8 protein-coding genes and 1 pseudogene are annotated in these 11,962 nt (G+C 71.4%); 6 read left to right on the forward strand and 3 right to left on the reverse strand.

The genetic code is table 11. The annotated features are described in order from the left end of the window. The 3 genes from ACXJMZ_RS34995 to ACXJMZ_RS35005 all read right to left on the reverse strand — a co-directional run. A partial coding sequence (locus tag ACXJMZ_RS34995) for an amino acid adenylation domain-containing protein (RefSeq protein ID WP_457034050.1) occupies positions 1–3,539 on the reverse strand: 3,539 nt, incomplete at its 3' end. A 69-nt stretch (positions 3,540–3,608) separates the two neighbouring features. After that, positions 3,609–5,663, reverse strand: coding sequence for an aminotransferase class V-fold PLP-dependent enzyme (locus ACXJMZ_RS35000; protein ID WP_457034051.1), 2,055 nt, complete (start codon positions 5,661–5,663; stop codon positions 3,609–3,611). Positions 5,664–5,699: 36 nt separating this feature from the next. Continuing rightward, positions 5,700–5,918: an MbtH family protein gene (locus tag ACXJMZ_RS35005; protein WP_457034052.1), complete on the reverse strand. Its 219-nt coding sequence runs from the start codon at positions 5,916–5,918 to the stop codon at positions 5,700–5,702. Positions 5,919–6,086: 168 nt separating this feature from the next. Here ACXJMZ_RS35005 and ACXJMZ_RS35010 point away from each other — a divergent pair, with 168 nt between their 5' ends. The 6 genes and pseudogenes from ACXJMZ_RS35010 to ACXJMZ_RS35035 form a co-directional block, all read left to right on the forward strand. Continuing rightward, the gene (locus ACXJMZ_RS35010; RefSeq protein WP_457034053.1) at positions 6,087–7,448 is read left to right on the forward strand and encodes an enoyl-CoA hydratase/isomerase family protein; all 1,362 of its coding nucleotides are present in this window, start codon (positions 6,087–6,089) and stop codon (positions 7,446–7,448) included. Beyond that, positions 7,445–8,644, forward strand: coding sequence for a cytochrome P450 (locus tag ACXJMZ_RS35015; RefSeq protein WP_457034054.1), 1,200 nt, complete (start codon positions 7,445–7,447; stop codon positions 8,642–8,644). The genes ACXJMZ_RS35010 and ACXJMZ_RS35015 overlap by 4 nt, the downstream gene beginning before the upstream one ends. Next, on the forward strand, positions 8,641–8,907 hold the full coding sequence (locus ACXJMZ_RS35020; protein ID WP_457034055.1) for a hypothetical protein: 267 nt from the start codon (positions 8,641–8,643) through the stop codon (positions 8,905–8,907). The genes ACXJMZ_RS35015 and ACXJMZ_RS35020 overlap by 4 nt, the downstream gene beginning before the upstream one ends. Next, a complete protein-coding gene (locus ACXJMZ_RS35025) occupies positions 8,898–9,701 on the forward strand; it encodes an aminotransferase class I/II-fold pyridoxal phosphate-dependent enzyme (protein WP_457034056.1) in 804 nt (267 codons plus the stop codon). Before ACXJMZ_RS35020 ends, ACXJMZ_RS35025 begins: the two co-directional genes overlap by 10 nt. Positions 9,702–9,759: 58 nt before the next feature. Beyond that, a complete protein-coding gene (locus ACXJMZ_RS35030; protein ID WP_457034057.1) occupies positions 9,760–11,706 on the forward strand; it encodes a B12-binding domain-containing radical SAM protein in 1,947 nt (648 codons plus the stop codon). A gap of 31 nt (positions 11,707–11,737) precedes the next feature. Beyond that, positions 11,738–11,962, forward strand: a pseudogene (locus tag ACXJMZ_RS35035) (bifunctional S-methyl-5-thioribose-1-phosphate isomerase/methylthioribulose 1-phosphate dehydratase); the annotation flags it as partial.

Below are 11,962 nucleotides of genomic sequence, written 5' to 3' on the forward strand. Positions count from 1 at the left end.
GGTAGTTCGGTGGAGAGGTCGAAGGGCCAGCGGGCGGCTTCGATCAGACGGTCCGTCAGGTCGTCGGTGGCCTGGGTGAGTTCCCAGGGGATGGTGAGTTCGTGGGTGTCGACGACGTGTTGGAAGGGTTCGCCTTCGCGTTCGCCGAATACGGTGCGGAGGGCTTCGTGGCGGACCACGACGTCCCGTACGGCTTGTTGCAGGGCGGTGGTGTCGAGTGGGCCGCGCAGTCGGACGCCGAGCGGGATGTTGTAGGTCGCGCCGGGGCCCTCCAGGCGGTGCAGGAACCACAACCGCCGCTGGGCGAAGGACAGTTCCATACGTGCACTGCGCTCGCGCGGCACCAGCTCCGGGCGCTCGAGCTCGCTGCTGGTCAGCCAGCCGGACAGGCCCGCCACGGTGGGGGACTGGAACAGGGCCCGGATCGGCAGCTCCAGCTCCAGCAGGGACCGGGCCCGGCCGACCACGCGCATCGCCAGCAGCGAGTCGCCGCCCAGTTCGAAGAAGTTGTCGTCGATGCCGACCCGGGGGACCGCCAGGATCTCGGCGAAGATGCCGCAGAGCATCTCCTCCTCAAGCGAGCGGGGTCCGCGTGACTGGGCGCCGCTGTTGAAGACCGGGGCGGGCAGCGCCTTGCGGTCCAGCTTCCCGTTGGGCGTCAGCGGCAGCGTGTCCAGCCAGGTGAAGGAACTGGGCACCATGTGCTCGGGCAGCAGTCGCCCGCAGTGCGCCCGAAGCTCTGCGGCCTCCACCGCATGCCCGGCGGTCGGCAGCACGTACGCCACCAGGCGGCGGCCGCCGCTCGGGTCCTCGTAGACGCTCGCTCCGGCCTGGGCGACCCCGGGGTGGCGGGTCAGGACGGCTTCGACCTCGCCGAGTTCGATCCGGAAGCCGCGGACCTTGACCTGCTGGTCGGCCCGGCCGAGGTACTCCACGCAGCCGTCGGGTCGCAGCCGTGCCCGGTCGCCGGTGCGGTACATCCGCTCGCCCGCCGCCCCGAACGGGCAGGCCACGAACCGCTCCGAGGTCAGCCCCGACCGCGCCACGTACCCGCGCGCCAGACCCTCGCCCGCCACGTACAGCTCACCCTCCACCCCCCACGGCACCGGCCGCAACGCCCCGTCCAGGACGTACACCCGGACATCGGGGAGGGGGCGGCCGATCAGGCTCCGGTCGCCGGTGGTCGCCGGGTCGAGCGCGAGGTAGGTGGTGTGCACCGTGGTCTCGGTGATGCCGTACATGTTGACCAGCAGCGGGGCGTCCGCCGGGTGCAGCCGGTACCAGTCGGCCAGCCGGGCGGGCTCCAGCGCCTCGCCGCCGAAGACGACGGTGCGCAGCGCCAGCCGCCCGGCGACCGCCGGGTTCTCGTTCTGTTCCTGGATCAGCTGGTAGAACGCCGACGGGGTCTGGCTGAGGTGGGTGACGCCCTCCGCCGCGAGGAGTTCGAGGAAGTCCGACGGCGAACGGCTCAGGGCATGGCCGACCACGACCAGGCGTCCGCCGTGCAGCAGGGCACCCCACATCTCCCAGACGGAGAAGTCGAAGGAGACCGAGTGGAACAGGGTCCACACCTGCTCGGGGCCGAACTCGAACAGTCCGGCGGTGGTGCCGAACAGCCGCACCACGTTGTGGTGGGTCACCATGACGGCCTTCGGCCGGCCGGTGGAGCCTGAGGTGTACATCACATAGGCCGGACCCTCGGGGTCCGCCGACTCCGGGAACCCGTCGGCCGGCAGGTCGGCCAGCGCCCGGACTGTCTCCGGGGCGTCCAGCACCACCGGTTCGGCGCCCAGGCCGGCCAGCGCACCGACCGAGTCGAGGTCGGTGACGACCAGGGCCGCGGCCGAGTCGCCGGCCATGTACGCGAGCCGGTCGGCCGGGTAGCCGGGGTCGAGCGGCAGATAGGCGGCACCGGTCTTGAGCACCGCGAGCAGCGCGGTGATCAGCTCGGCGCGCCGGGGCAGCGCGACGCCGACGACCTGCCCGGGGCGGGCGCCGCGGGCGGCCAGCAGCCGGGCCAGCCGGTCCGAATCCCGGTCGAGCCGGGCGTAGTCGACGGTGGTTCCGCGCTCCGGGTCGGTCAGGGCGATCGCCTGCGGGGTGCGGGCGGCCTGGGCCGCGAACAGCCCGGGCAGGGTCGCCGCCCTGGCCGCGGCAGGGCGGCCGGTGTCCTGCGGCGGGGTGAAGGCCGCGTGTTCCTCGGGTGACAGCAGGTCCAGCCCGCCGACCAGGGCGGTGGGCTCCTGGCGCACCACCTGCGCCAGCAGGGCCAGGAAGCGGCGTCGGTGCCGGGCCAGATCGGCCTCGCCGTAGACCGCCGGGTTGGCCTCGATGTACAGCTGCAGGCCGCCGAGGTCGGGGTGCTCGTAGGCGGTGACCTTGAGGTCGTCGATGGTGCCGGTGGATATGGTGCGCCGGGCGGCCTTCGCGCCGGCGAACCGGGGCTCCTCGGCGAACGGGATGATGTTGACGGTCGGGCCCAGCATGACCGGCCCGCCGTCGGACAGCCGCAGCTCGCGCCGCAGTTCCTCGTAGCGGTAGCGCTGGTGGCGCAGGGTGGCGGAGGTCTCCTGCGACACCTGGGTCACCAGGTCCGCGATCGTCATGTCGGGCCGCACCCGGACCCGCAGCGGCAGGGCGCTGGTCAGCATGGACGGGGTGGTCCGGCCCACCTCGGTGGTGCGGCCGGTCACCGGGATGTTCAGCAGGACGTCCTGACGGTTCGTCATCCGGTGCAGGTAAGCCGCGAACGCCGCGAGCACGACCCGGTACCAGCTGACGCCGGCCTTGGCCGCGGTTTCCTTCAGCCGGTCGAGGTCCTCGGCGGGCAACAGGTCGTCCTGGCGGAGGAAGCCGTGCGAGGCCGCCGCCATCCGCCCGCCCAGCGCGATCGGCTCGGGGCGGTCGGCCAGCCGGTGCGTCCAGAACTCGCGGTCCTGCTCGTACTGCGGCGACTTGAGGTACTCGGTGTCCTCGCCGAGCACCGTGTCGAGCGGGGCGAACGGGGTCGGCCCGGGTGCTCCGCCCGTCGCCAGGGCGGTGTAGACCTCGCCGAGGCGGCGGCCGATCAGCCACACCCCGTACCCGTCGACCACGGCGTGGTGGTAGCGGTGGTACCAGAAGTGCCGGTCGGGCGCCGCCCGGAACAGGGCCTGGGTGAACAGTGGACCGTCGGTCAGGCTGACCGCGGTGTTCATGTCCGCTCGCATCCACGCCTCGGCCGCCGCCCGGGGGTCCTCCTCGCCGCTGACGTCGAGCGTGGTCAGTACGGGGTGGGCGAACGTGCTGACGATCTCCTGGACCGGCTGGCCGGACCGCTCGTGGAAGCGGACCCGGACGGCTTCGGTCTCGTCGATCACCTGCCGGAGGGCCGTCTCGAACAGTTGCTCGTCGACGGCGCCGTAGATTTCCAGATAGCCGCCGATGTTGAAGACGGGACTCCGGGGGTCGAGTTGCTGTGCGAGCCAGATACCGAGCTGCGCCGCGGAGAGCGGACGGAAGCCGGAGCTGGAGACAGGCGCCAAACCGGGAACGGACATCGAGGACTCCCCCTGGAAATGCCGGAGCACGAAGACAGAAGTGGGCGGGGCGGCGGCCGGGTACGGCCGTCAGACCACCGAGGGCGACAGGGTGCGGACGACCTCGTCGATCAGGTCGCAGAACCGGGCCACCTCGTCGGTGGTGTTGAAGTAGTGCACCGAGGCGCGTAGGACGCTGGGCAGCCGACGGGACGCCATGTCCACGCAAGCGGTGTGGGCGAGGCAGGCCCAGACGTTCGCCCCACGGGCGAGCATCGCCTCGCGGACGGCCATGTGGTCGCGGCCGTCGACCACGAAACTCACCAAACCGCTGAGGACGGGGCCCGAGTCGACCACCCGGACGCCCGGCACGGCCGAGAGGGCGGTGCGCAACTCGGCGGCGAGCTCGACGATCCGCCGCGAAGCCCGTTCGACCGTCCAGTCGAGTGCGTAGTCCACCGCCACCCCGAGACCGATCTTGGCGGCGGTGTTCACCTCCCAACTCTCGAAACGGCGGGCCCCCTCGGCGAACTCGTAGCGGTTGCCGCCGAGCCACCGGGCGCCGTCCAGGGCGATCGTGACGGGTTCGACCTGCTGCACGCGGTCCAGGCGGGCGTAGAGGAAGCCGGTGCCGCGCGGGCCGCGCAGGTACTTGCGACCGCTGGCGGCGAGGAAGTCGCAGCCGATCTCCGCCACGTCGATCGGGATCTGGCCCACCGACTGGCAGGCGTCGACCAGGGAGATCGCGGAGCCCTCGCGGGCGATCGCGCAGACCTCGGCCACCGGGTTGACCCGGCCGTCGTGGGTCGGCACGTGGGTGACGGCGATCAGCCGGACCTGGTCGTCCATGCTGCGTCTGAGCGCCTCCACGTCGATCCGGCCGTGCTCGTCGTTCTTCATCAGCTCGACCACGGCACCGGTGCGCCGGGCCACCTGAAGCAGCGCCAGGTGGTTGCCGCCGTACTCCACGGCGGAGACCAGAATTCGGTCGCCGGGCTTGAGCGGTACCGAGTAGAAGGCGTGGTTCCAGGCATGCGAACCGCCGGTGGTGAAGGCGACCTCCCGTGCGTCGCAGTTCAGCAGCCGTGCCAGTGAGTCGTAGACCCCGTGCTCGGCCTGCGCTGCCCGCTCGGCCGCCTCATAGCTTCCCAACTGAGCCTCGGCCCATAGGTGTTGGGTCATCGCATCGACCACCGGGACCGGCATGAGCGCGGCACCGGCGTTGTTGAAGTGGATCACCCGGTTGGCCCCCGGGGTCTCCCGGCGGGCCCGATCGATGTCGAACGGTTCCGGGGCGGGCCGGGGTGGCACGGCCGGCCCGGGGGCGGGCCGACGCACGGCCGGTCCGGGGCGGAGCGTGCGTAGACCGTCCCCGACCAGGCGGACCAACTGCTGTTCCCGGTCGCGCAGGTAGAAGTGGCCCCCGTCGAACATCCGGGCCCGGAACGGCCCGGTGGTGTGCCGCCGCCAGTCGTCGAGCGCGCCCCTGGGTGTCATCGGGTCGCCCGTCCCGCCGAAGGCGGTGACCGGGCAGGGCAACGGCTCCCCGGCCTGGTGCCGGTGGATCTCGCAGAGCCGGAAGTCCGCGCGCAGGATCGGCAGGAACAGTTCGGTCAGCTCCGGGTCGGCGAGCACCCGGTCGAGTTGGTCGTCCGTCTCGCGCAGGGCCGCCACGAACTCCCGGTCGCCCAGGGTGTGCAGGGTCCGGGCCCGGACCACACGGTCCGGCGGCGGGTAGCCGGAGACGAACAGGTGCGCCGGCAGGACGCCGCGCTCGGCCCGCAGCCTGCGGCAGGTCTCGAACGCGAGCAGGGCGCCCATGCTGTGGCCGAAGAACGCGAACGGCACGTCCGCGTCCTCCGTCTCCTCGGCGAGCACCGGGAGAAGGGCGTCGAGCACCTCGTCCACCGTCCGCAGCAGGGGTTCGCCGAGGCGTTCCTCCCGCCCCGGTAGCTGGACGGCACAGAGCTCGACGCCCTTGTCCAGCGTCTCGCCCCACCGGTGGTAGACGGATGCACCGCCGCCACCGAACGGGAAGCAGTACAGGCGCGCCCGGACGGTTTCCCCCGGTCGGGTGTACCTGCGTATCCAGGCATCGCGCGCGCGGGGTGCGCCGCCCGTGCCCTCGGTGAGTTCACCGACCACGAGACCTTCTCCAGTCGCTGTTGTCGACAACTGGGCTCAGGAGGCCGGTCCGGCCATCCGCGCGACCAGGCTCAGCGGGCGTAGATCCGTCCAGTGCTGCTCCACGTACTCCAGGCACGCCGGTCGCGTCTCCTCTCCGAAAACGCTGGTCCAGCCGTCCGGGACCTCCACGAACGCCGGCCACAGCGAGTGCTGCCCTTCTCCGTTGACCAGGACCAGGAACCGGCCGTCTTCGTCATCGAATGGATTGGTCATGGCTACTCCTTTCGTTGTGGCCAATAAGAACCCGGCCATCCCGAGTCGTCCGGGCTGCTGTCAGCAAGCTGCCAAGGCAATTGACCGCAACAAACGGTCCGGGACACGATTCCTACGGCCACGGAACAGGTTCCACGGAAGCGGATCGGCAGCAGGAGCTGAGGAATCATGGAGTTGCTGCAGACCTCGGGGGGCGTCGACGGACCGTCGGCGGCCGACCGGAAAAAAATGGAGCACCGGCTCGGTGGACTTCAGGAAAGCCTCGACGCGCTGCCGGAGCTGCCGGAGCGTTCGGCCGGGCAGCGGCGGCGGGCCGCCGAATCCCTGGAGGACGCGAGAAAGCTGCGCCGGGCGTTCATGCGTCGGAACGCGGCGGCGGTCTACGAGGAACTGACGGACGGTCGGCTGCGGTCGCTGCGGCTCGCCGAACTGGCCGCCCTCGCGGCGGAGTCGTTCCCCGGCCTGGTGCCGGACCAGGGCCGGCTGAAGCGGGAGGCGATCAAGCCGCAGCGGCACAAGGACGGCCTGGAGATCGACCTGGGCATCTTCTTCTCCGAGGTGCTGCGGCACCCGGAGAGCGGTCGGCACCTGGTCCACACCATGACCGAGCCGACCCCGCAGGCGCTCGCCCTGCTGGATGCCTTCCGGGCCACCGGCGTGGCTGACCTGGGGCCGGTCGAGGTCCGTCGGGTGGGCAGCGCCGGGCACGTCACCTTCCGGAACCACCAGGTCCTCAATGCCGAGGACAACGACACCGTCACCGCCCTGGAGTTCGCGGTCGATCTCGTCCTGCTGGACGACGCCATCGAGGTCGGAATTCTCCGTGGCGCCCCCGTCGAGCATCCCAAGTGGGCGGGACAGCGGATCTTCGGCGCCGGAATCAATCTGAGTGCGCTCTACGAGGGCCGCATTTCCCTGGTCGAATTCTTCCTGAATCGGGAACTCGGAGCCCTGCACAAGATATTTCGTGGACACCCGACCGGCGGCGGCCCGGACGACGAACTGGCGGAACGCCGGGAAAAGCCGTGGATCGCGGCCGTCGACACATTCGCCATCGGGGGTGGCTGTCAGATGTTGCTGGTCGCCGACCGGGTGGTCGCGGACGCCGCCGCATATGTCAACCTGCCGGCCGGCCGGGAGGGCATCGTGCCCGGCTGCGGCGTGCTGCGGCTGCCGCGGTTCGTCGGCGAGGGGCTCGCCCGGCAGATCATCTTCGGTTCGCGCGACATCGCGGCCGACAGTCCGGAGGGCCGGATGCTGGTCTCCGACGTCGTGCCGCGCGGGTCGGTGGAACCGGCCGTCCAACGCGCCGTGGACGAGTTCCTGGCCTGCGGGCCGGTCGGCGTACGCGCCAACCGGCGAGCGCTGCGGGCGGCCGTCGAGCCGGTGGACGCGTTCCGCCGGTACATGGCCACCTACGCGCTCGACCAGGCGGTCTGCATCCACGGCAGGGACGTCATCGCCAATCTCGAGCGGACCTGGGGACACAAGTTGTCCGCCCGCGCCCATGCGAAAGGACCTCACTCATGACCGATCAGCCGACCGGCCTCGTCCTGCCCTCCTACCAGGACGGCGGCGCCGAGCTCTGGGCCTACCTGCGCGAACTGCGCCACCGCAGCCCGGCGTTCCTCGACGAGCGAACCCAGGTGTACCACCTGTTCGGCTACCCCGAGGTGCAGCGCGCGCTTCTGGACACCGCCACCTTCCGCTCGGACATGAGCGAGATCATGCCGTTGCAGACCTTCGGCCGGGGCAACCTGGTGCAGACCGACCCGCCCCGCCACCGCGAGCTGCGCTCGCTGCTCAACCAGGCGTTCGCGGCCCGGACCAAGACCCTGCTGGACAGTCGGATCGCCGAGATCATCCACGAGCTGCTGGACGACATCGGCGACGAGGACAGCTTCGACCTGACGGAGCGGCTGACCTACCCGCTGCCCATCACGGTCATCGCGGAGCTGCTCGGCGTACCCGGCTCGGACCGCGACCTGTTCCGCAAGTGGGCCGACGACATGTTCTCGCTCAGCTTCGACACCGCGTTCGACCCGGAGCTCCCCAAGGCCATCGACGCCGCGGCCGCACCGATGATCGCGTACCTGCACGAGCACGTCCGGGAGCGGCGCCGCAACGGCAAGGAGGACCTGATCAGCGACCTGGTGGGAGCCCGGGTCGACGGACAGCACCTGGACGACGAGGAGGTGGTGTCGTTCTCGGCGATCCTCCTGCTGGCCGGCCACATCACCACCACCCTGATGCTCGGCAACGCGATCATCGCGCTGCACGAGAACCCCGACGTCGACGCGGCGCTGCGGGCCGACCGGGAGCGCTCCACCGGGTTCATCGAGGAGGTGCTCCGCTGCCGGACCCCCTTCACCCAGCTCACCCGGATGACCAATCAGGAGGTGGAGATCGGCGGGCTGACCATCCCGGCCGGGCGGATGGTGGCGCTCTGGCTGGCGGCGGCCAACCGGGACGAGAAGCACTTCCCGGACCCGGACCGCTTCGACCCCGCCCGCCAGCCGAACCAGCACCTGAGCTTCGGGCACGGCATCCACTTCTGCCTCGGCGGGCCGCTGGCCCGGCTGGAGACCCGCCTCGCGATGGACATCCTGTTCGACCGGTTCTCGCAGATCAGGCTGGACGAGTCGCAGCCGCCGGAGTTCTTCGCGGCGCCCGGGGCGCTCGGTCCGCGCCGGCTCCCGGTGATCGTCAAGCGTGCCTCGGTATGACCACCGACATCGCGCCGACGGACCTGGAACTCCTCGACCCGGCGGTGCTGGCACAGCGGGACGGCGAGAAGTGGGCGTCGGCAGGCCAGGACATCATCCCCGCCTGGGTCGCGGACATGGACTTCCCGGTCGCGCCGGCCGTCGCCGAGGCGGTGGTCCGGCGGGCCAGGGGTGACCTCGGCTACCCGGTCTGGTTCGACGAGAGCGACGGCGGTCCGCTCGGCGAGGGCACACCCCTGCCTGCCCGCCGTTCGTGGACGTGATCGAGCGGACCGGCCGGCGTCCGCTGACCGTCCCCGTCCAGGAGACGGACGGCGGACCGGAGTTCGGCCCGGGGCCGATGGAGCGGGCCGCCGCCGCTGCGGCGGGCCGGTGCCGGGTGCTCTTCCTGGTCAACCCGCACAACCCCACCGGGCGGGTACTGCGCCGCACGGAGCTGGAAGAGCTTGCCGAACTGGCCCTGCGCCTGGACCTGTTGGTGATCTCCGACGAGGTGCACGCAGATCTGACGCACGCTCCGCACCGGCACATCCCGTTCGCCTCGCTCGGCCCGGAGATCGCCGCCCGGACCGTCACCCTCACCTCGGGCAGCAAGGCGTTCAACCTCGCCGGGATCCGCTGCGCGGTGGCGCACATCGGGCCGCCCGAGGTGCGCGCCGCAGTCGACGCCCACCGCGGGCTGCTGTTCGGACAGGTCGGGGTCCTCGCGGTCGAGGCGCTCAAGGCCGCCTGGACGTCGGGGGACGCCTGGCTGGCCGACGTGCACACCGTCCTGGAGCGGAATCGGCGCCTGCTGGCGGACCGGCTGCCCGCCGGGATCCGTTGCCGCACCCCGGAGGCCACCTTCCTGGCCTGGCTGGACTGCCGGGACCTCGGGCTCGGGACGGACCCGATGCCCTTCTTCCGCGACGAGGCCCGGGTGCTGCTCTTCTCCGGCCCGGCCTTCGGAGCGGGCGGCGAGGGCTTCGTGCGGCTCAACTTCGGGACCTCGCCCGGGATTCTGGAGGAGACCTTGACCCGCATGGACAACGCGCTGCGGCGGACCGGCCGGGGCTGACGGCGTGACGAAGCGAGACCGAGAACCGATGGTATCCACGGGGAAATCCGGAGGACTGGTGGCCACGCAGGCTGTCGAGGACGTGTACAGCGGAAGTATCGAATCCCGGACGCACCGGGCCGCGCAGGCCCCGGACGCCGAGGCGTTCCAGGAACGCCGACTGGCGCGCAGACGTCGGCTGTCCGAGGACCTGGCGGACGGGCGGACCGAGACCCGGTACTTCCCGGTCCTCTCGGTGCTGGCGCCGGTGATGACCCAGTCCGAGGGTGAGATCACCTACCCCGGCGACCCGATGTGCCTCTACGCGGCACTGAGCCTCGCCGTGCACCGGGCCGTCGACGACGCGGGCCCGTTGGCGGAGTCCACGCACTACACCGATCTGGCACCGGAGTGGACCAGGTTCCCCGCCAAGAAGTACCGCCTGTCGGTCGGCGGCGACGGCTACCGGACGTACGGCGTGGCCCCCAACACCGACCAGACCGTCTTCGACCCACGGGTCTGGGACGACACCGCCCGGGCCCGCTGGGTGCGGCTGCTGCGTGAGGTACAGCCCCGGGTGGTAATGATCAGCAGCGTCTCGCCCGGGCACCGGTACGCCCTGCAGATCGCCGAACTCGCCAAGCGCGAGGTGCCGGACGCGTACGTGGTCCTCGGCGGGCGGCACGTGGACGAGACCACCGTGTGCTCACCCGACGGCGGGGCGCTGCTGCTCCGGCCGAGCAGCCCGCTGGCCGTCATGCGGGCCGGCCAGGTGGCCCGGACGGTGGACGCCCTGGTGAGCGGCGAGGCGTACCACGCGGTCGACCTGCTGATGCGGGCGCTGGCGCTGGCGACCGACCTGGACCGGCGCTGGGTGGACCGCGACCAGGTGCTGCCCTGCCTGCGGGGCCTGCTCGCCGAGCAGGGGCCGGGCCGCGGCAACGCACTGATCGTGCTCGCCGGCGACCGGGTGCCGGACATCCTCCCGCTGCGCGGCCCCGCACTCGACCTCGGCACCCTGCCCTCCCCGTACGAGGCGTTCGCGATCCGGTCGCGCTTCCCGATCTTCACCCACCCCGCCACCGGCGAGGCACTCCGCACCGCGCACTTCATGGTCTCCAACGCCTGTCCGTACCGCTGCAACTTCTGCTCGGAGTCCGCCCAGCTCACTCCGCTCCGGCGGTTCAAGGACGACGCGACCAGCCGGGCGATCGAGCGGGTCTGCGAGTACGTCGGCTACGGCGCCGAATCGCTGTTCTTCGACGACTCGGTGTTCTGGACCGGCCGCTACCGGGACATCGAGGCCTTCTGCGAGCAGCTCGCCGCCCTGCGCCGGGCCGATCCGGCGGAGCTCGACCCCAGGTACCGCCGCCACCTGGCCGGGGCCGACGACCTCGAACGGCTCCGTGACCTGCAGTGGGGTGCCCAACTGACCGTCGACACCGTGGTCGCGCTGCACGGGCGGGAGGAGTCCTCGCGGATCCTGCGGAAGATGGCCGAGGCCGGCTGCACCTATGTCTACATCGGCATCGAGAGCATGTCGACGCAGGTCATGGTGAACATCCACAAGAACCTCCGGCGCGAGGACGCGGCCTGGCGCGACAAGGTCAGGGAGGCCGCCGCCCTGGTGAAGGAGCACGGCCTGCAGCTGGGCACCTCGGTCCTGTTCGGCCTCGACGGCGAGACCCGGGCCAGCATCGACGAGACCATCCACGAGGTCGGCCTGCTGGTGGAGGAGAAGCTGATCGACCTGGCCAGCCCGAACATCCTCACCTACCACCCGGCGACCCCGGTCACCCGCGACCACGGCATGGCCGACAGCCTGGACTACCACTCTCCCAACCTCGACAACCGCGAGCCCTACATCTACTTCGAGGAGGCCTTCCCCGGCGTCGTCTCGGTCCTGCTGACCGAGGACGACATCTGGCACATCCACCGCGAGACCGAACGCCGCTGGGGCGTGGTCCGCAACGACGCCAGCCAGGCCCCGGCGGAGGACGCCGACCTCTGGAACGGCGACAACTGACCCGTCCGCCACCACCCACCGCCGGAGAGCCATGTCTCACCATGCCATCGAGCCGTCGCTGACCTGGGACGACGGCACCGTCATCGCGCTCGACCAGCGCGCCCTCCCGCAGCGGCACCGGGTGCTGCGGCTGGAGACCGTGGACCAGGTCGTCGACGCCATCCGCACCCTGGCTGTCCGGGGCGCTCCCGCGATCGGCCTGGCGGGCGCGTTCGGCGTGGCGCTGTCCGCCCGCGGGCACGCCGCGACCGGGGCC

Source organism: Kitasatospora sp. P5_F3 (assembly GCF_054049135.1).